Source organism: Thermococcus coalescens (genome assembly GCF_055392585.1).
Genome location: NZ_AP043764.1, coordinates 1,932,939 through 1,951,447, shown reverse-complemented (window position 1 = coordinate 1,951,447; position 18,509 = coordinate 1,932,939). Strand labels below are relative to the sequence as shown.

Genomic DNA, 18,509 nt, shown 5'->3' with positions numbered 1-18,509 from the left:
TTACCACCTCCTTATCAGCTTCACAATGAGTGGAACACGCCTAACACGAAAATCAACTATTGTTTCACACCTTGAGTCCTTCAGAACGGGGCGGCCGTCCACGGTAACGTTGGCATGGTTGATGGGGATGAACCAGTACCTGAAAGTCCTCCCAAGGTAGTCGTTTGTTTTCTTGACGTAAAACCCGTCCGTGAGGTTCTGGATATCTTCCGGGAGGCCGGCACCGAAGTCCTTCCATTTCATCTCAATGGCATAAAATCCGCTATCGTTGGCAACGAGCACCTCGATAACGGTGCTCCGCTCAACGCTGTGAACATAAGATATCTCGATGGTAGAACCGAGGGGATAGATGTGGGACTCACCATCAACGCTTATCTCGACGGCTTTAACGGGAAGGAAGAGCAGGAGAATTGCAGTGAACATGACAAAAAAAGAAAGAGCTTTTCGGCTCAAAGAGACCCTCCTCACGGTTTTAACTCACTGGGGATAGTTTTGCCCTTTTCTTCGTAGTACTTGATGGCTCCCGGATGGAGAGGAATGCTCATACCGTCGAGGGCTGTGTCGAAGCTGATATACTGCGCCTTGGCGTGAACCTGCCTGAGCTCGTCAACGTGGAGGAAAAGAAGCCTGGTCATCGCGTAGACAACGTCATCCGGAACGTCAGCGCTAACGACAAGGATGGCCTTGACGGCGAGGGTTGGGGTGTCTTCGGTCATTCCCTTATACGTGTCCTTCGGAAGGGTCTGGCTGACATAGAATATGTATCCCTTGTCCTTCAGCTTCTGGAGAATGTCCCCTCCTATCGGGAGGACCCTGACCGGGGTCTGAACGGCTATCTGGTCGATGGCGGGGGTTGGGGCACCCGAGACTATAACCGCAGCATCGATCTGGCCGAGCTTGAGCTGCTGAGCCGCCTCGCTGAACTTGAGGTAGACCTTGTCGACGTCGTTCCAGACTCCAGCCGCTTCGAGTATCTGCTGGGCAGCCACCGCGGTACCACTTCCGGCCGCTCCAACCGCAACCTTCTTGCCCTTAAGGTCGGCGAGGCTCTTTATGTCGCTGTCCGCCTTGACGACGAACTGGATGGTCTCGGGATAGAGTGCCGCAACACCGCGAAGCTTGGTGACGGCCTTACCCTGGAACGCCTCAAGAGTCGTGCCGTGGAAGGCGTAATAGGCGACATCGTTCTGCATTATAGCAGCCTGGGCCCTTCCATCACCGATAGCCTGGGCATTGGCAACGCTGGCACCGCTGGTAACGGCCCTAGCTTCAATCTTTATCCCGGTTTCGTCTTTACTGTACTGGTTGAGAATGTTGGCGTAGGCAGAACCCAGCGGATAGTAAACACCGCTGGTTCCTCCGGTGTATATCTCAACCGAATACGTCTCGGTGGCTCCGGTCGTGGTGCTGGTTTCTCCGCCGGGGCTTATACAGCCTGCAATCACCACTGCAAAAAGCAAAAGGGCAACCAACCCTACAGAGACAAATTTCTTCATAGTCTTGCACACCTCCAAACCACAATGTACGATTATGGTCTAACGACCATATTAGGATATTGGAGTACGTTGTGCGTTATATAGTTTGTGTTACTTTTTCGTAAATCTTTCGTGAGATGTCCAAGATGAAACGTAAAACAATCGGTGTGAACTATACAAAGGTAGAATATCGAACCCGGGCAAAGCCTTTTAATCGGAACGGGTACTCCATTGGGGGCTGCAAAATGAAAGTGATAATGACGACCAAGATCGACCTTGCATCGATGAACATTATGAACAAGCTGATCGATAACTTTGGCTTCACCGAGACGGATAAGTCCTTCGATGGGAATCCTGTGTACGCAAAGGGGGACACACTCATACTGACAACCAACGACGAGATGATCTACTACGACGGCCTTGACAGGGCCATTGAGGAACAGCTCGGCTTTGTGCCCGAGATCATAGCCTTCGCCTCCAGGCACTCAAGCAAGCAGAAACTGCCGGCACTCACTGTCCACGTGACCGGGAACTGGGGCAAAGGGGTATACGGTGGAAAGGATGAGAGCCTCGCCATAGCCCAGCCAAGCGCCATGAAGCTTGCCCTCACGAAGATGAACGAGCTCAACGACCTTGGCTGGACCGTCTGTTACGAGGCTACACACCATGGCCCGAGCGAGCTTGACGTTCCCAGCTTCTTCATCGAGATAGGCTCCAGTGAGGATGAGTGGGTCGTTGACAGGGCGGGTGAGATAATAGCCGAGACGATAGTCCACGTGCTTGAGAACTACAAAAAGGCCAAGTTTCCGGTTGCTGTTGGAATAGGCGGCGGACACTACGCACCTAAGCAGACTAAGAGGGCGCTTGAAACAGACATAGCCTTCGGCCATATAGCGGCGAAGTACGCCCACCCGCTAAGGAAGGAACTCGTGCTTAAAGCTATTGAAAGAACTGCAGAAAAAGTGGAGGCAATATACGTTGATTGGAAGGGCAGCAAGGGCGAAACCAGGCAGATGGCTAGGGCTCTCGCCGAAGAACTGGGCTTGGAGTTCATACGTGACTAAATAATCGAAATCTTTAAAGATGTTAAGCGGGATTTTAAAATCAGCACTCGCCCTTAGCTAAATTTATATACTACCTGCCTACAAAGTGAAACAGATGTTAAATTGCCCGGAGGGTGAAAAGATGCTGAAGCTGATTGAAGACGCTATCGAAAGAACCTCTGCCGACCTTAACAAGGCCCCGGAGGCCCAAGTTCCCCAGACCGACATTGATGAAGAGCTTAAGAGGATTCTTGAGCAGATACAGGCCAAGATTTATGTCGTCGGTGTCGGCGGTGCTGGCTGTAACACCATTAACAGGATGATGCAGGTTGGTATACAGGGTGCGAAGGTTATCGCCATCAACACTGATGCCCAGGACCTCCTCAAGGTTCGCGCTCACAAGAAGATACTCATCGGTAAGGAGCTCACCCGCGGTCTTGGAGCCGGAAACAATCCCAAGATGGGCGAGGAAGCCGCCAAGGAAAACGAGAGGGACATACGCGATGCCCTCGAAGGTGCCGACATGGTCTTCATCACCTGCGGTCTCGGTGGAGGTACCGGTACCGGTGCCGCTCCGGTCGTTGCAGAGATAGCCAAAAAGATGGGCGCCCTGACCGTCTCGGTGGTAACCCTCCCCTTCACCGTCGAGGGCATAAGGCGCATAAAGAACGCTGAGTACGGTCTTGAAAAGCTCAGAAAGAACAGCGACACCGTCATAGTTATCCCGAACGACAAGCTTATGGAAGTTGCCCCGAACCTGCCGATCCACATGGCCTTCAAGGTCGCCGACGAGATACTCGTCCAGGCCGTCAAGGGCATCACCGAGCTCATCACCAAGCCCGGTCTCGTCAACCTCGACTTCAACGACGTCCGTGCCGTCATGAAGGATGGCGGCGTTGCCATGATCGGTATCGGTGAGAGCGACAGCGAGAAGCGCGCTCTGGAGGCAGCCCAGCAGGCCCTCAACAGCCCGCTCCTCGACGTCGACATAAGCGGCGCCAAGGGTGCTCTGATAAGCATCAGCGGAAGCGACGTCAAGCTCGAGGAGGCCCAGCAGATAATCGAGCTCGTTACGAGCAAGCTCGACCCTGAGGCACAGGTCATCTGGGGAATCCAGCTCGACGAGGAACTCGGCAAGATGATCAGAATACTCATCGTGGTCACCGGCGTCAGCTCACCCTACGCCGTCGCCGAGGAGGAGACCCTCTACTATCCAGAGGAGTCGGAGAGAAAAGTTATTAAGCTCGACCTTGAGGAGCTTTGACGACCCTTTCGTTTTCAAAATTTAGTGAGGTGACGAGGGTGGCAACAACCACGGAAAAGCTTAAAAGCTTCTTCGCGGAGTCGCGGAGGGTTTTGATGGTTACTAGAAAGCCGGGTATGAAGGAGTTTAAGATGGCAGCAAAGATTACCGGCATCGGAATGATACTAATCGGCCTTATTGGCCTTGTGATTCGCCTGTTCGGCTACCTCATCACTGGCTCTTGAGCCAGCAACGGGTGATAGAGATGAGCGACAGCAGGATATTTACAGTACGTGTCACCGTCGGCCAGGAAGAGACCACGGCCAAACTGATATACAGCAAGATTAAAACTTACAACCTGCCCGTGTATGCGATACTCGCCCCGTCAAAGGTGAAGGGTTACATTTTCGTCGAGGCGCCCAGTAAGAGCGCCGTTGACGAGGCCATTAAGGGCATAAGGCACGCAAAGGGCACCCTTCCGGGCGAGGTTAAGTTCGAGGAGATAGAGCACTTCCTTGAGGAGAAACCGGCCGTCAGCGGCTTCGAACCCGGAGACATAGTCGAGCTCATTGCCGGACCGTTCAAGGGCGAGAAGGCAAAGGTCGTAAGGGTTGACGAAGCCAAGGACGAGATAGTCGTTGAACTCATCGGTTCAATCGTCCCGATTCCGGTCACGGTGAGGGGCGAATACGTTAGACTTATAAGCAAACGCCAGAAGGAGTGAACGGTCAAAGGACAGAGGTGAGAAAGATGCCGCAGATTGTTGAGGTGCTCGTTGAGGGAGGAAAGGCTTCACCTGGGCCCCCACTCGGTCCCGCTATCGGTCCGCTTGGACTCAACGTCAAGCAGGTCGTTGACGAGATAAACAAGGCCACCAAGGACTTCGAGGGGATGCAGGTTCCCGTCAAGATCATCGTCACCGACCCCAAGAAGAAGACCTTTGAAATAGAGGTCGGTGTTCCCCCGGTCAGCCAGCTCATCAAGAAGGAAATAGGCGCCCCCAAGGGCTCCAGCGAGCCTGGCCACAGCCCGGTCGGGAACCTGACCATGGAGCAGGTCATCAGGATAGCTAAGGCCAAGCAGGAGCAGATGCTTGCAGCCGACCTCAAGGCCGCAGCGAAGGAGGTCATCGGTACCGCGCTCAGCATGGGCGTAACCGTTGAGGGCAAGGACCCCAGGGAAGTCCAGAAGGAGATTGACGAAGGCGTTTACGACGAGATTTTCGCCAACGCCGAGGAGTGAGGGAAAAGTTTAAAAATCCCTCTTTTTACGCATTTTTGACTTTTCGTGGCTTAAATCAAAAACGAAAGGAGGGCTGTAAATGGCCTTTGACAGGCAGAAACTCGTGGAAGCGGTGAAGGAGGCGAAGGCCCGGGCTAAGCCGCGCAACTTCACACAGACCGTCGAAATGGCAGTCAACCTCAAGGATATAGACCTCCGCAAGCCGGAGAACAGGTTCAAGCTTGAGGTTGTGCTGCCCCACGGTCGTGGGAAGGAGCCCAAGATCGCGGTCATCGCTGATGGTGCCGTTGCCGAGGCGGCTAAAAAGCTCGGGCTTGATGTGATTAGTGGAGAGCAGCTTGAAGAACTTGCCAAGAGCCCAAGGCAGGCAAGGAAGCTGGCCAAGAACTACGACTTCTTCATAGCGGCCGCACCGCTGATGCCGAAGATCGGTAGGTACCTCGGTAGGTACCTCGGTCCGAGGAACAAGATGCCGCAGGTAGTTCCGCCGACTATGACCAACCTGGAGCCTATCGTCGCCAGGCTCAAGAGAACCGTCAGGATACAGCTTAAGAACAACCCTGTCGTTCACGCCAGGATAGGAACCGAGGACATGGACGACGAGAAGCTGGCTGAAAACGCCGAGGCGGTTCTCAACGCCATCATTAACAAGCTGGAGCGCGGCGAGAACCAAGTGAAGTCAGTGTACGTCAAGACCACCATGGGCCCGGCAGTTAAGGTGGAGAGGTGAGGGAGATGGCCCACGTAGCCGAGTGGAAGAAGAAGGAAGTTGAAGAGCTCGCCAACATCATCAAGAGCTACCCAGTGATAGCACTCGTTGACGTCGCCAACGTCCCGGCCTACCCGCTCAGCAAGATGCGTGAGAAGCTCAGGGGCAAGGCGCTCCTCAGGGTCAGCAGAAACACCCTCATAGAACTGGCCATAAAGAGGGCCGCCCAGGAGCTCAACAACCCGGACCTCGAAAAACTCATCGACTACATCCAGGGTGGAGCAGGAATCCTCGCCACCGAGATGAACCCGTTCAAGCTCTACAAGCTCCTTGAGGAAAGCAAGACTCCAGCTCCGGCAAAGCCAGGCGTTGCAGTTCCCAGGGACGTCGTGATCCCAGCAGGTCCGACTTCAATCTCACCGGGTCCGCTCGTCGGTGAGATGCAGGCTCTTGGCATACCCGCGAGAATCGAGAAGGGTAAGGTCAGCATTCAGAAAGACTACACCGTCCTTAAGGCTGGGGAAGTCATAACCGACCAGCTCGCGAGGATCCTCAACGCCCTTGGAATCGAGCCGCTTGAGGTCGGTCTCAACCTGCTCGCAGCCTATGAGGACGGGATTGTTTACACCCCAGAGGTTCTGGCGATCGACGAGAGCGAGTACATCAACCTGCTCCAGCAGGCCTATATGCACGCGTTCAACCTGTCGGTCAACACCGCCTACCCGACCAGCCAGACTATCGAGGCGATCATCCAGAAAGCCTTCCTCGGTGCGAAGAACGTTGCAGTCGAGGCCGGCTACGTTACCCCAGAGACGGTCGAGGACATCTTTGGCAGGGCCCTGCGTGCAGTCCTGCTCATAGCCCAGGAGCTGCCTGAGGACCTGCTCGACGAGAAGACCAAAGAGCTTTTAAACCAACAGGCACAAATAGCCGTTGCCGCTCAGCCTCAGGAGGAGAAGGGCGAGGAGGCTGAGGAAGAAGAGGAGGAAGAAGAGGAAGCTTCCGAGGAGGACGCGCTCGCTGGACTGGGCGCGCTCTTCGGCTGAACTTTCCATTTCCCTCGTATCCCTGAACGAGTCCGTGTGAAATGAATGAAAAAATGAAGATGATTGGAGGTGCGAAAAATGGAGTACGTGTATGCCGCTCTGCTGCTCCACGCCGCTGGTAAGGAGATAACCGAGGAGAACCTCAAGGCAGTCCTTGAGGCTGCTGGAGTTAGCCCGGACGAGGCTAGGATAAAGGCCCTCGTTGCCGCCCTTGAGGGCGTCAACATCGACGAGGTCATCGAGAAGGCCGCCATGCCGGTTGCCGCTCCGGTGGCAGTTGCCGCTGCCCCTGCTGCCGAGGCCCCGGCCGAGGCGGCTCAGGAGGAAGAGGAGGAAGAGGAAGAGGAGGCCAGCGAAGAGGAGGCCCTCGCCGGTCTCGGCGCCCTCTTCGGCTGAAATCCTTTTTCCTTTTGTCCGCCTTCGGGCGGACACCCAACAACTTTTCTTTGCAGTCATTCGCCACCATTAAATAACATGGGGCCCATAATTCTACGGTGGTCTCCATGCCCATAGTTCTTGAAAAGATCGGGGGTAAACCCCTAGATGAAGCCCTTAAAGAAATGGGAATGGCATCGAAGATCATGGTTTTGGAAGAGCTTATGGCGATTTACACCGAGTGGGTAAGCATGGTGAGCGAGGTTCTCGTGGGACCGTACGGAGTCAGAAAGAACGTCAGTACGTACCGCGTTGATGCCCACTACAGGATCATGAAAACCATGGAAAAGGTATACTCCACCGGCGAAGCCTACAAAGCCCTCGATGAGCTGATGAGGAGCTTGACACAGGAATGAATCCTTTTCTTTTATCCCCTGAATAAGAACCTCAACGAAAGCAACGTGCGAGCTTGGTCAAACTTCACGAGCAGGCTTCTGGAAAAAGCTTCACCGAAAGTTCGTAGCTCTTGAAGTTGGTTCGTCTGGAAAGAATTTGGTTTTCCCTTCTCAAGAACAACACTTTCAACGAGAACAGCTAAATGCCGAGCTTATCATGGGGTTTACCCTCTCCGACGCCCGGAGGGCGTCTTTTTAAAGTTAAACCCCTCACAAGGAACCCCAAAGGAGTTCCCACTCAAAACAATTGATTTCAAGTGAAAACCCTCGAAGAACCTGCACTTCAAGAAAGAGCTACAAACCTTGATCAAACACAACGGGATTATCATCCCGTGCGTTGAAGCGGAGCTTCAACGTCGCGCAGGCGAAGTTACTGGGGGTGTGGGGCGTTAGCCCCCCAGCAACCTTTGCTTGCGCAAAGCTTGACCAAATGGTTCCGACTCCATTTAATCGTCTTGGAGCAGTTCGTACGTGCTTTGTGGTGGGGGAGTTTTAGTGGGCTTTCCTAGGTGAAGTGACCAATATTTGGCCGGGTTTATCTTCCCGCGCCCTCCGGGCGCTGTTAAAAGCAAACCCTTGCATGAAAGCCCTTTTAGAAGTGAAAGCCCCCAGAGTTACAGCACTTGAAAAGCACGTACGAACTTTGATGAAACTTTGCACAGGCAAAGTTTCCTTCCGTGGGGCGAAGCCCCACTACGGGGGTTTGAGAGTACAGAGAGATAAGGGGGCGGAGCCCCCTTGTCTTTCGTTGTGGCGGGCCCGGCGGGATTCGAACCCGCGACTACCGGCTCCGAAGGCCGGCGCCATGTCCCCTAGGCCACGGGCCCTCGGAAGTGTTTTAAGGGGCGGCAAAATAAAGCTTGCGGTGGTTGGTAATGATGCTCCCGGACTGGAAAATCAGAAAGGAAATTCTAATCGAACCCTTCAGTGAGAAGTCCCTCCAGCCGGCAGGCTACGACCTTCGCGTTGGGAGGGAGGCTTACATAAATGGAGAACTGGTAGACGTCGAAGAGGCAGGGAAAGTCCAGATCCCCCCCAAGACGTACGCGCTCATCCTGACCCTTGAGAGGGTCAGGCTTCCCGACGATGTTATGGGCGACATGAAGCTCAGGAGCAGCCTCGCCAGGGAGGGTCTCCTCGGATCGTTCGCGTGGGTTGACCCGGGCTGGGACGGCAACCTGACCCTTGGAATCTACAACGCATCAAACGAACCGGTTGAGCTTGCCTACGGGGAGCGCTTCGTGCAGATAGCCTTCATCAGGCTGGAAGGGCCGGCCAGAAACCCCTACCGCGGGAACTACCAGGGAAGCCAGCACCTGGCACTCTCAAAGAGGAGGAAAAAATAAACCGCTTTCCGCTAACCCATTCTATTTCTTGAGCCTTATCGTGGCAAAGTGCGGTGAACCGGGATTTTTCAAAGATTGTCGGCTACGTTACCCCCGATATCACCGGGTTATAGCCGGCAGGGGGCACCATCTGGGTGTGGCCTTTCCTGGAACTGTGGGCTCTTAATCGGTTGTCTATTTCTCCAAATGTCAATGAAAATATCCCTCTTGACAAGCCGATTGTATTCAACGGCGCACCGGCCGTCTAATCGACGTAGACGGCTCCGTTTACCGAAAGGTTTATATATCTCCAATTCCTTAAAAAATACCGAAAAACCCTTCCTGGAGGTGTTGTGAATGGCTGAGTTGCCGATTGCCCCGATTGACAGGCTTATAAGGAAGGCCGGTGCTGAGAGGGTCAGCGAGGAGGCCGCCAAGGTCCTCGCCGAGTACCTCGAGGAGTACGCCATCGAGCTCGCCAAGAAGTCCGCCGAGTACGCCAGGCACGCTGGCAGAAAGACCGTCAAGGCCGAGGACATCAAGCTCGCCATCAAGGCCTGAAGGCCCTTTCCTTCTTGATTTTTGCACGTCATCAGATTTTTAAGAGGCTCTTCTCAGGGTTTTAACATGCCCGAGATAGCCGTCCGGATGACCAAGCGAAACCACAACGCGTTCGTCCACCTCCTCGGCGCCTTAGAGAGCCAGGGCTTTGACCTGGACGAGCTCCTGATAACCAAGGACCTCACGGAGATACTTCGGACAAAGCCAAAGGTGGTTCTGTACTCCTTCTTCACTGAGGAGATATGGGGCTCCCTGCCCGAGGAAGTTAGCCTCTTGAAAAGAAGCGGAGCACTTCTTGTAGCGGGAGGCTATCACGCCATAGCGATGCCCAAACATACGCTCAATCAGCTCGGCTTTGATATAGCGGCTATCGGGGAGGGGGAGGAGGTTCTCTACCGGCTGCTCACGGTGCTGAAAAGGACGGGGTATAGAATTACAAAGGAGCTCCTTGATATCAGGGGACTGGCCTTCTACCTCAACGGTGAGTTCGTCTTTACGGGCTTTGCCAAGGTTGAGGACTTCTGGCGCTTTCCCCCCTACCCCGAGAGCGTTCGCCTGATCTCCCCCATAGAAATAACCCGCGGCTGTCCCTTCGGCTGCTACTACTGCCAGACGCCCTACATCAAGGGGCTGAGAATGAGGCACAGGCCGATAGACCAGATCGTAAAGTACTCCCGGAGGATGAGGGACATGCGCTACATAACCCCCAACGCCTTTGCCTACGGCTCTCCGGGGGCTATTCTAAAGCTCAACAAGCTCGAAGCCCTTCTCAAGGCGCTTCAGCCGCTGAGGAAAGAGGGCAGGAGGCTGTTCTACGGCACGTTTCCAAGCGAGGTAAGGCCCGAGTTCGTCCTTCCGGAGACGCTTGAGCTCCTCATCGACTACGCGGACAACAGGCGCTTGGCGATAGGGGCGCAGAGCGGGGACGATGCCATGCTGAAGGCCATGCACAGGATTCACCGGGTCGAGCACGTCCAGCGGGCGGTGGAATACATGATTGAGTACGGCTTTGAGCCGGTCGTTGACTTCATCGTCGGTCTTCCGAACGAAAGCGAGGAGAGCCAGCACAAAAGCATCGAGCTGATGAAGTGGATTATGAGGAAGGGCGGAAAGGTGAGGGCTCACTACTTCATGCCGCTCCCCGGGACGCCCTGGGCGCGCTGTAGGCCTTCCCCATTAAGCGAGGAGATGAAGCGCTTTTTGGGGAGGATGGCCGCGAAGGGCAAGATAGAGGGGTCATGGGGCAAGCAGATTGAACTCTCCAGAAAGCTCCAGAAACTTATGGACGAGTTCTACGAGGAGCCCATGAGCCACACGGTGCCCGTACGCAACGTGTGCTGATGTAGACAGGAAGGCGTCAAAAATCATCCAATAAGCTTATAACCCCATTCTTTCGTTACCTAACCGACGGCAATATGTACGCCGAAAACTATAAAAGATTCCTGGAGCTTATAGATAAACTGCGAGAGTTTGAGGGAGCCCTCATCGTGGAGGGCCCGCGAGACGAGGTGGCTCTGAGGAATCTGGGGGTCAGGGCGGAGATAATAAGGCTCTCACGCCTCCCGTTAACGGAAGTTGCGCTCATCGCGTCATCATATAAAGAGGTCATGATACTTACTGACTTCGACAGAAAGGGCGAAGAGCTCGCAAGGAAGCTCCTCCAGTACCTGGAGGGGTATCCCTGCAGGGTCGATTCAGAAACGCGCAGAGAGCTCAGGAGGATAGCAAAGAAGGACATTAAAGGGATTGAGGACCTCTACGGCTTGTACCTTAAGGTTGTCTCCGTTTCTGACCCCCTGACGGAGGGGATTCGATGAAGAGGAAGAAGACAGTGCTTCACCACATTTTGGCTGAAAAGCAGAAGTTTGAAAAACGGAAAGAGGGTGGTGGTATGTCAGCCAAAGACGAATTTGGAACCACGAAGTACGTAATCTATGCCGAGTTCGAAGCGAACGGAATTGTTGAAAGGCCCGACGTCGTTGGTGCTATTTTTGGTCAAACTGAGGGCCTCCTGGGTGACGATCTCGACTTGAGGGAACTCCAGAAAACCGGAAGGATTGGAAGGATAAGGGTTGAAGTTCACACGAAGGCCGGAAAGACCTACGGAACGATAACCGTCCCATCAAGCCTCGACAGGGTTGAAACGGCCATTTTGGCGGCGGCCCTTGAGACCATCGACCGCGTTGGTCCCGCCGAGGCCAAGATAAAGGTTCTCCGCATCGAGGACGTCCGCGCGACCAAGAGGAAGTACATAATAGAGAGGGCCAAGGAGATACTCGAAAGCCTCATGGAGCAGGAGATACCGGAAACCCAGGAGCTGACGGAAGAAGTTAAGAAGGCCGTTCGCGCCAAGGAGCTCATTGAGTACGGTCCGGAGAAGCTCCCGGCAGGCCCGCACGTGCCGTTCTCAGACTCAATCATAGTCGTTGAGGGCAGGGCGGACGTTCTCAACCTGCTCAAGCACGGCATAAAGAACGCCATCGCCGTGGAGGGCACCTCCGTTCCCGAGACCATCATAAAGCTCAGCAAGGAGAGAATAGTTACCGCCTTCACGGACGGCGACCGAGGCGGCGAGCTCATTCTCAAGGAGCTCCTGCAGGTGGCAGATGTTGACTACGTGGCTCGCGCGCCGGAGGGCAAGGAAGTCGAGGAGCTGACCAAGAAGGAGATAGTCAAGTCCCTCAGGAGCAAGGTTCCGGCCGAACAGGTCATAACGGAGATATTCTACAAGGGAAGGAACTTCTACGACGTCATAAAGGAAAAGGAGAAGGCCAAGGCCAGGGAAGAGAAGAGGGAGGCCAAACCCCCAGCCCCCGCCCCAGCCCCACCGGTCGCGAAGGCCGAGGAGAGAAAACCACAACCGGAGCCCAGAAGGGAGGAGCGCATAATAAGGCCCATCCAGCAGCCAAAGCCGAGCGAGCTCGATGAGTTCGGCGAGTTCATAGAGAAGGTCAAGGCGTCCAAGGAGTCCATGGCACTTCTCCTCGACAAAGACAAGAACACCGTGGCGGAGATACCAGTCAGGGAGCTCACCAACCAGCTTAAGGAACGCAAGGACGTCTACGCTGTGGTCTTCAACGGCGTCATAACCCAGCGCCTCATCGACACGGTGAGCGAGAGCGGCGTCAAGTACCTCGTTGGTGCGAGGAAGTACAACGTCGTCAGAAGGCCGATAAACCTCAAGATAGTTACCTTTGCGGAGTGAGCTCCGCCATCTTTTCTCCCTTCCTGAGGACTAACTTTATAACCACTCCCGCCTTTCTCCCCCCGGTGAGGAGAATGAACGTGGAGGAGCTTATACTGAAGTACGCGCTCATAAACGCTTACACCCACAAGGGGAAGGCAAACGCCAAGGCCGTCATCGGAAAGGTTCTGGGTGAGAACCCCGGGTTGAGACCCAAAGCGAGGGAGATAATCCCCCTCGTGAATGAAATCGTTGAGAGAGTCAATGGCATGAGCCCCGAAGAGCAGGAGGCCAAGCTGAGGGAGATCTATCCGGAGTTCTTTGAGGCAAAGAAGGCCAAAAAGGAGGAGGAGAAGAAAGGCCTCCCACCCCTCCCCAGGGCCGAGAGGGGTAAGGTGGTCACCCGCTTTGCCCCCAATCCGGATGGGGCCTTCCACCTGGGCAACGCGAGGGCAGCTATTCTCAGCCACGAGTACGCGAGGCTCTACGGCGGCAAGTTCATCCTCCGCTTCGACGACACCGACCCAAAGGTCAAGAGGCCAGAACCGAAATTCTACGAGTGGATCAAGGAGGATTTGGAGTGGCTCGGATTCAAAATAGACGAGATACACATCGCCAGCGATAGGCTGGAAATCTACTACGACTATGCCGAGAGGCTCATAAAGGGCGGAAAAGCCTACGTCTGCACCTGCCCGCCCGAGAAGTTCCGCGAGCTCAGGGATAAGGGAATCGCCTGTCCCCACAGGGATGAGCCTGTGGAGGTTCAGCTCGAACGCTGGAGGAAGATGCTGGACGGCGAATACAGGGAAGGGGAAGCCGTCGTCAGGATAAAGACTGATCTGAACCATCCGAATCCCGCAGTTAGGGACTGGCCCGCTTTGAGGATAATCGACAACCCCGACCACCCGCGCGTTGGGGACAGGTACCGCGTCTGGCCCCTCTACAACTTCGCCTCGGCCATAGACGACTACGAGCTTGGTGTCACCCACATCTTCCGCGGTCAGGAGCACGCGGAGAACGAGACCAGACAGCGCTACATCTACGACTACTTCGGCTGGGAGTATCCGGTCACCGTCCACCACGGAAGGCTGAGCATCGAAGGGGTGATCCTCAGCAAGTCCAAGACCCGGAAGGGAATCCAGGAGGGCAAGTACCTCGGCTGGGACGACCCGAGGCTCGGAACCATAAGGGCCCTCAAGAGGCGCGGCATAAGGCCGGAAGCAATAAGGCAGCTCATCATCGAGGTCGGCCTGAAGAGGAGCGACACGACCATAAGCTGGGACAATCTGGCGGCGATAAACAGGCACATCATCGAGCCGATAGCCAACAGGTACTTCTTCGTGGCAGACCCGATTCCAATGTACGTGGAGGGGGCCAAAGAGTTCACAGCCGAGATACCGCTCCACCCCGACTACCCAGAGAGGGGAACGAGAAAGCTCAAATTCGAGCCGGGTAAGCCAGTCTACGTCTCAAGGGACGACATGGAGCTCTTCAAGCCGGGCAGTTTTGTCCGCCTGAAGGACCTCTTCAACGTCGAGATAATTGAGGTAAGCGAGGACGGGATTAGGGTGAAGTTCCACAGCGTCGAGTACGAGGTTGCCAGGGAGAACCGCTGGAGGATGGTTCACTGGGTCACTGAAGGAAAGCCCTGCGAGGTTCTCGTTCCCGAGGGAGACGAGCTGATAATCAGAAAGGGCCTCTTGGAAAGTGACGCAGAGCTCAAAGTGGACGACATAGTCCAGTTCGAGCGCTTCGGCTTCGTCAGGATCGACGAAGTTACCCCAGAAAAGACCGTCGCGATATTCGCCCACAAATGATGCCCCTTCTGTTCTCTTTTTGCAATAATAAAAATGGAGGCTCAGATGGCCTCCTCCTGGAGGGGAACTATTCTGTCGCCGAGGACACCAAAGACGACAAGTGCCACCGCCAGCAGTCCCGAAGCGATGTAGAGCCCTCCCGCCCTGAAGTCGGTGACCACGGCATAGACACCGCCGATAAGGAACATCACGATGGCGATTCCTCCCAGTATAGCCCGGAGGGATGGCTTTTCTCTGGATGTCATCACCGGGTACAGCTCATACACTGCGGTGAAGAACGTTGTGGCCGTGACTGTCTTCAGGGCCATGTCCGCAACAGCGGGTACCGAGTCGAGGACACCTATGATGGCGGCGGCACCTATGATGTAGACAGCGGCTCTGTTCCTGCCGATCTTAAGCAGGGATTCCGTGATCTGAAGGCCAACCTCCGCCGTTGGAAGGAGGCTGGTCACGCCGGCGAAGAACAGGGATATCGCTATCAGTCCCAGAAGGACGGGATAGCCCGAGAGGATGTTGGGGAGATCCGCCATGAGTGCTATGGCGCCTTCGTCGCCCCCGTAGACGTAGCTCAGCAGCCTTTCAGGGGTTGTCGGGGCTATGGCATAGACCACTATCACGGTTGACAGGAGGCTGACGAGGAGCTGGATGAGGATGCCCGTCCCTATGATGATCCTGGGGTTGAAGCGCTCGTTGAGGAAGCTGCCGAGCATGAGGTAGAACGCGAACCCCAGCCCCACGCCGTAGATGGCCCTCATTGCGGCGTCCCTGATGAGATCAAGCGTGATGGGGGTCGTGGTTATGAGCATGTGCTTTGCCAGCCCCAGAAACGTTGCGTTCTCGGGTATCTGCGTCTTGAAGGCTATCGCGGTTATGACAACCGACACGACAAAGACCAGCGAACCAACGGCCATTATGGCAAACGTCTTTTCCTTGGCACGGGTGAGTATCAGGAACACTATCGCGAGCATCAGGAGCTTCGCAATGAGCCTGCCCACAGTCCCGGTTCCGACCACCGGTGAGAGGATACTGAGCATGACGTTGGCGGCGTAGTACGATATAAAGAGCACCACCGCTGCGAGGATTGTCACTATCATTGCGGGCCTCTTGGCCACTTTTCTGTAAAGTTCAACGAAGTAGTAGCCCGAGTTCATGACGACCTCTGCCTCGAGTATTGCCACGTACGTGAACAGTGCCAGAAAGGCCACGTGGACTGCCATTCCGGTTATTCCGTACTGGAGCCAGAACTGCGGGAAGAGCCCCAGCGTCCCTATCCCCGTCGCAAAGCCCGCCACCAGGAACATCAGATAGAGGGTCCACTTCTTAACCTCGTCCATGGTTCCACCCCCAATGATTTCATTCGTTTCACTAGAATTGTTTAGGGTTAAAAGAGTAACTTTTCGGAATCTCACGAAAATTTACATCCTCAGCTCCTTTGGGAATGTCATTCTGCCCCAGAGTAACATGAGGTCAAAAATTCGGAAAATTGAAGAAAGTGGGGTCATTCTAAACCATGCCACTTGACAAGACCGAGCAGGAACCTGTGGGGCAACTTCTCGTGGTGGGGATAAACGCGGAGCGCGTAGTGCCAGCAGGGGTTATCGAGGTGTCTCAGTGCCGTCCCCTCGTAAGTGTAGAGCCACCTGTCCCCGCCGAGCTTCTTTGGGTGCCTCAGCTCAATGATGTAGGGCTTCTCCACGTGGTAGCCCTCGGCCTTGACACCGTAGTACAGTTCGACCCTAACGTCTTCCGGTGCCAGCCCGTCCAGGTACACGGTAACCTCAAAGCCGCTCCGATCCTCCCTGACCTTGATGTGCTCAATGACCACCTTGTCCCAGGATGCCATGACGCGCTCCTTCCACGCGGCTATCTCTCTGGTCCCCCTGTAGTTCTCACGGGTCAGCCAGATGTGGTTGCTCATGGCCTTCGCGTAGAACCTTCCGACGTACTCCTTGACCATCCTGTGGGTGCTGAAGCGCGGCGCTATGCTCTTGATGCTCTCCTTCATCATGTATATCCACTTCTCGCGGTTGCCGTAGTATGTGGGAATTATCTCCCTCTCCAGGAGATCGTAGAGGGCCTGCGCATCCTTTACATCGTCGGCCTCGGTTTCAGGCTCCGTTGTCTCCTCCCCAACGACCCAGCCGTTCTTGCCGTTGTATCCCTCGACCCACCAGCCGTCGTAGATGCTCGCGTTGAGGACGCCGTTTAGTCCCGCCTTCATGCCGCTCGTCCCGCTCGCCTCCATCGGCCTGCGCGGCGTGTTGAGCCAGACATCAACGCCCGCCACCATGAGCCTTGCGCTGCCCATGTCGTAGTTCTCCATCACGAATATTTTGCCCCTGAACTCAGGCATCTGGCTGACCTCGTAAACGCGCTTAAGGAACTCCTTCCCTGCCTCATCCATCGGGTGAGCCTTTCCGCCGAAGACAAGGTAAACCGGCCTTTCGGGGTCGTTGAGGATTCTCTTCAGCCTCTCAAGGTCTGTGAACAGAAGGGTGGCGCGCTTGTAGGTTGCGAAGCGCCTGGCAAAGCCGATTATGAGCGCGTTCTCATCCATGTCCGGCAGGGGATCGTCCGTTCCAAGGCGTTCGTTCCGCCTCATGACCTTTCTCCTGAGGAACTCTATGAACTGCCTCTTGGCTTCGAGGTGCGCCTCCCAGAGCTCCTCATCCGGTATCATCTCAACGGCGTACCAGAGGCCTTCGAGGTTTGTGTGCTCACGCCAGATTTTGCCCAGATAGCGGTCAAAGAGCTTCCTCATCTCGTTGTGAACCCACGTCATTGTGTGGATTCCGTTCGTGATGCCCTCGATGGGTATCTCGTCTGTGGGAACGTCAGGCCAGAGGTCTTTCCACATGCGCTTGCTGACCTCTGCGTGGAGCTGGCTTACGCCGTTGACGTAGCTCGACGTCCGGATAGCCAGGAGGGTCATGTTGAGCTGGTCGCCCTCCCTACCGAGCTCCAGCAGTTCCTCCCTGCCCCCAAGGAACTTCGCCAGCCTTTTCCTGACTTCCTCAATGGGGAACCTGTCGTGGCCCGCCGGAACCGGGGTGTGGGTGGTGAAAACTGTCGTGCCCCTCACTATGCTGAGGGCCTCGGTGAAGGTAAGCCCGTCCTCCATGTACCATGCCATCCTCTGGAGATTCGCAAAGGCCGGGTGTCCCTCGTTGAGGTGAACCACACCGGGCTCTATTCCGAGGGCTTTTAGAAGCCTCATGCCGCCGATTCCGAGGAGTATCTCCTGCTTTATCCTCTTGTCTATCTCCGCGTTGTAGAGGTAGTCGCATATCGTCCTGTCGTCGGCACTGTTCTCGGGCACGTCGGTGTCGAGGAGGTATATCTTCACCCTCCCGACCGTGACCTCGAAGGCCCTCGCGTAAATGATCCTGTCCTCTATGGGAACCTCCACCAACAGGGGCTTCCCGTCCTTGCCAAGAACCGGCTTGATGGGCATCTCAGCGGGCTTGTATTCCGGGAAGACCTCCCTCTGCCTCCCGTCCTTTCCTATCTCCTGCCTGAAATAGCCGTGTTTGTACAGAAGCCCTATAGCTATGAAGGGAAGTCCAAGGTCGCTCGCGGTCTTCACGTGGTCGCCGGCGAGAATTCCCAGACCGCCGGAATAGATGGGCAGGCTTCTGCTGATGCCGTACTCCATGCACAGGTACACTATAGGTTTGTCCCACTTGGGATAGTTGGTGGAGAACCAGGTGGACGAGGGGTTCATGTAGTCCTCGAACTGCTCGGTGACGAGGTCGTAGAGGTTCATAAAATCGTCATCCTTGAGAAGCTCGCGGAGACGGCTCTGGGGAACGTCGAGAAGGAGTTTAACCGGGTTCTTATGTTCCTGCCACAGCTCCGGGTCGATATACTCCCAGAGCTTTGTGGCGCGCCTGTTCCAGCTCCACCAGTAGTTGTACGCCAGCTCCGCCAGGTCCTTCAGCGGATGGGGAAGCTTCTCCCTGATTACATCCTGGGTACAGGTGTCAAGTTCTACCATGGCAACCACCCGTGTATCATCATGGGTGATAAATATT

At 55.3% G+C, this 18,509-nt stretch carries 19 protein-coding genes and 1 tRNA gene; 15 read left to right on the top strand and 5 right to left on the bottom strand.

Going from position 1 to position 18,509, the window contains the following annotated elements:
- A complete protein-coding gene (locus ACZ5M3_RS10890) occupies positions 1–423 on the bottom strand; it encodes a DUF1850 domain-containing protein (protein WP_464839570.1) in 423 nt (140 codons plus the stop codon).
- A 41-nt stretch (positions 424–464) separates the two neighbouring features.
- Complete coding sequence (locus ACZ5M3_RS10885) at positions 465–1,496, bottom strand: TAXI family TRAP transporter solute-binding subunit (RefSeq protein ID WP_464839569.1); 1,032 nt, start codon at positions 1,494–1,496, stop codon at positions 465–467.
- A gap of 224 nt (positions 1,497–1,720) precedes the next feature.
- On the opposite strand from ACZ5M3_RS10885, the gene ACZ5M3_RS10880 reads away from it, so the two are divergent.
- From ACZ5M3_RS10880 to ACZ5M3_RS10840, 9 genes are all read left to right on the top strand, one after another.
- Positions 1,721–2,539 (top strand): D-aminoacyl-tRNA deacylase, encoded by an 819-nt coding sequence (locus tag ACZ5M3_RS10880; RefSeq protein WP_464839568.1) that lies wholly within the window; start codon positions 1,721–1,723, stop codon positions 2,537–2,539.
- 121 nt (positions 2,540–2,660) lie between these two features.
- Positions 2,661–3,782 carry a cell division protein FtsZ gene (ftsZ, locus tag ACZ5M3_RS10875; RefSeq protein WP_055429021.1) on the top strand — a complete coding sequence of 374 codons (1,122 nt, stop codon included), beginning with the start codon at positions 2,661–2,663 and terminating at the stop codon, positions 3,780–3,782.
- Between the two features lie 38 nt (positions 3,783–3,820).
- Positions 3,821–4,006, top strand: a complete 186-nt coding sequence (locus ACZ5M3_RS10870) for a protein translocase SEC61 complex subunit gamma (protein WP_088180035.1) — start codon at positions 3,821–3,823, stop codon at positions 4,004–4,006.
- Positions 4,007–4,026: 20 nt separating this feature from the next.
- Positions 4,027–4,485 carry a transcription elongation factor Spt5 gene (locus tag ACZ5M3_RS10865; RefSeq protein WP_088180034.1) on the top strand — a complete coding sequence of 153 codons (459 nt, stop codon included), beginning with the start codon at positions 4,027–4,029 and terminating at the stop codon, positions 4,483–4,485.
- 26 nt (positions 4,486–4,511) lie between these two features.
- The gene (locus tag ACZ5M3_RS10860) at positions 4,512–5,003 is read left to right on the top strand and encodes a 50S ribosomal protein L11 (RefSeq protein ID WP_014788252.1); all 492 of its coding nucleotides are present in this window, start codon (positions 4,512–4,514) and stop codon (positions 5,001–5,003) included.
- A gap of 79 nt (positions 5,004–5,082) precedes the next feature.
- Entirely contained in the window at positions 5,083–5,733 is a 651-nt protein-coding gene (locus ACZ5M3_RS10855) for a 50S ribosomal protein L1 (RefSeq protein WP_464839567.1), read from the top strand.
- A 5-nt stretch (positions 5,734–5,738) separates the two neighbouring features.
- On the top strand, positions 5,739–6,758 hold the full coding sequence (locus ACZ5M3_RS10850; protein WP_464839566.1) for a 50S ribosomal protein L10: 1,020 nt from the start codon (positions 5,739–5,741) through the stop codon (positions 6,756–6,758).
- A gap of 78 nt (positions 6,759–6,836) precedes the next feature.
- Entirely contained in the window at positions 6,837–7,154 is a 318-nt protein-coding gene (gene rpl12p, locus ACZ5M3_RS10845; protein WP_297089884.1) for a 50S ribosomal protein P1, read from the top strand.
- Between the two features lie 107 nt (positions 7,155–7,261).
- The gene (locus tag ACZ5M3_RS10840) at positions 7,262–7,549 is read left to right on the top strand and encodes a hypothetical protein (protein WP_464839565.1); all 288 of its coding nucleotides are present in this window, start codon (positions 7,262–7,264) and stop codon (positions 7,547–7,549) included.
- A gap of 790 nt (positions 7,550–8,339) precedes the next feature.
- Here the strand turns inward: ACZ5M3_RS10840 and ACZ5M3_RS10835 are convergent.
- Positions 8,340–8,415, bottom strand: a tRNA-Arg gene (locus tag ACZ5M3_RS10835).
- A 48-nt stretch (positions 8,416–8,463) separates the two neighbouring features.
- On the opposite strand from ACZ5M3_RS10835, the gene dcd reads away from it, so the two are divergent.
- From dcd to ACZ5M3_RS10805, 6 genes are all read left to right on the top strand, one after another.
- Complete coding sequence (gene dcd, locus ACZ5M3_RS10830; RefSeq protein WP_464840926.1) at positions 8,464–8,934, top strand: dCTP deaminase; 471 nt, start codon at positions 8,464–8,466, stop codon at positions 8,932–8,934.
- 336 nt (positions 8,935–9,270) lie between these two features.
- Positions 9,271–9,474 (top strand): archaeal histone HpkA, encoded by a 204-nt coding sequence (hpkA, locus tag ACZ5M3_RS10825; protein ID WP_297089880.1) that lies wholly within the window; start codon positions 9,271–9,273, stop codon positions 9,472–9,474.
- A gap of 66 nt (positions 9,475–9,540) precedes the next feature.
- On the top strand, positions 9,541–10,815 hold the full coding sequence (locus ACZ5M3_RS10820; protein ID WP_464839564.1) for a TIGR04013 family B12-binding domain/radical SAM domain-containing protein: 1,275 nt from the start codon (positions 9,541–9,543) through the stop codon (positions 10,813–10,815).
- A gap of 74 nt (positions 10,816–10,889) precedes the next feature.
- Positions 10,890–11,291: a toprim domain-containing protein gene (locus tag ACZ5M3_RS10815; RefSeq protein WP_464839563.1), complete on the top strand. Its 402-nt coding sequence runs from the start codon at positions 10,890–10,892 to the stop codon at positions 11,289–11,291.
- Positions 11,288–12,679, top strand: a complete 1,392-nt coding sequence (gene dnaG, locus ACZ5M3_RS10810) for a DNA primase DnaG (protein ID WP_464839562.1) — start codon at positions 11,288–11,290, stop codon at positions 12,677–12,679. The genes ACZ5M3_RS10815 and dnaG overlap by 4 nt, the downstream gene beginning before the upstream one ends.
- Before the next feature lie 74 nt (positions 12,680–12,753).
- On the top strand, positions 12,754–14,475 hold the full coding sequence (locus ACZ5M3_RS10805; protein ID WP_464840925.1) for a glutamate--tRNA ligase: 1,722 nt from the start codon (positions 12,754–12,756) through the stop codon (positions 14,473–14,475).
- Between the two features lie 41 nt (positions 14,476–14,516).
- On the opposite strand, the gene ACZ5M3_RS10800 is transcribed toward ACZ5M3_RS10805, so the two are convergent.
- Both ACZ5M3_RS10800 and malP read right to left on the bottom strand, forming a co-directional pair.
- Positions 14,517–15,809, bottom strand: a complete 1,293-nt coding sequence (locus tag ACZ5M3_RS10800; protein ID WP_464839561.1) for a sodium-dependent transporter — start codon at positions 15,807–15,809, stop codon at positions 14,517–14,519.
- A gap of 164 nt (positions 15,810–15,973) precedes the next feature.
- Positions 15,974–18,472 (bottom strand): maltodextrin phosphorylase, encoded by a 2,499-nt coding sequence (malP, locus tag ACZ5M3_RS10795; RefSeq protein ID WP_464839560.1) that lies wholly within the window; start codon positions 18,470–18,472, stop codon positions 15,974–15,976.
- Positions 18,473–18,509 lie beyond the last annotated feature (37 nt).

Coding starts and splice junctions, on each gene's coding strand:
- hpkA (WP_297089880.1), top strand. CDS start 9,271: ATGGCTGAGTTGCCGATTGCCCCGATTGACAGGCTTATAAGGAAGGCC.
- dcd (WP_464840926.1), top strand. CDS start 8,464: ATGATGCTCCCGGACTGGAAAATCAGAAAGGAAATTCTAATCGAACCC.
- ftsZ (WP_055429021.1), top strand. CDS start 2,661: ATGCTGAAGCTGATTGAAGACGCTATCGAAAGAACCTCTGCCGACCTT.
- dnaG (WP_464839562.1), top strand. CDS start 11,288: ATGAAGAGGAAGAAGACAGTGCTTCACCACATTTTGGCTGAAAAGCAG.
- ACZ5M3_RS10800 (WP_464839561.1), bottom strand. CDS start 15,809: ATGGACGAGGTTAAGAAGTGGACCCTCTATCTGATGTTCCTGGTGGCG.
- malP (WP_464839560.1), bottom strand. CDS start 18,472: ATGGTAGAACTTGACACCTGTACCCAGGATGTAATCAGGGAGAAGCTT.
- ACZ5M3_RS10885 (WP_464839569.1), bottom strand. CDS start 1,496: ATGAAGAAATTTGTCTCTGTAGGGTTGGTTGCCCTTTTGCTTTTTGCA.
- ACZ5M3_RS10850 (WP_464839566.1), top strand. CDS start 5,739: ATGGCCCACGTAGCCGAGTGGAAGAAGAAGGAAGTTGAAGAGCTCGCC.
- ACZ5M3_RS10865 (WP_088180034.1), top strand. CDS start 4,027: ATGAGCGACAGCAGGATATTTACAGTACGTGTCACCGTCGGCCAGGAA.
- ACZ5M3_RS10820 (WP_464839564.1), top strand. CDS start 9,541: ATGCCCGAGATAGCCGTCCGGATGACCAAGCGAAACCACAACGCGTTC.
- ACZ5M3_RS10890 (WP_464839570.1), bottom strand. CDS start 423: ATGTTCACTGCAATTCTCCTGCTCTTCCTTCCCGTTAAAGCCGTCGAG.
- ACZ5M3_RS10855 (WP_464839567.1), top strand. CDS start 5,083: ATGGCCTTTGACAGGCAGAAACTCGTGGAAGCGGTGAAGGAGGCGAAG.
- ACZ5M3_RS10815 (WP_464839563.1), top strand. CDS start 10,890: ATGTACGCCGAAAACTATAAAAGATTCCTGGAGCTTATAGATAAACTG.
- ACZ5M3_RS10805 (WP_464840925.1), top strand. CDS start 12,754: ATGAACGTGGAGGAGCTTATACTGAAGTACGCGCTCATAAACGCTTAC.
- rpl12p (WP_297089884.1), top strand. CDS start 6,837: ATGGAGTACGTGTATGCCGCTCTGCTGCTCCACGCCGCTGGTAAGGAG.
- ACZ5M3_RS10860 (WP_014788252.1), top strand. CDS start 4,512: ATGCCGCAGATTGTTGAGGTGCTCGTTGAGGGAGGAAAGGCTTCACCT.
- ACZ5M3_RS10840 (WP_464839565.1), top strand. CDS start 7,262: ATGCCCATAGTTCTTGAAAAGATCGGGGGTAAACCCCTAGATGAAGCC.
- ACZ5M3_RS10880 (WP_464839568.1), top strand. CDS start 1,721: ATGAAAGTGATAATGACGACCAAGATCGACCTTGCATCGATGAACATT.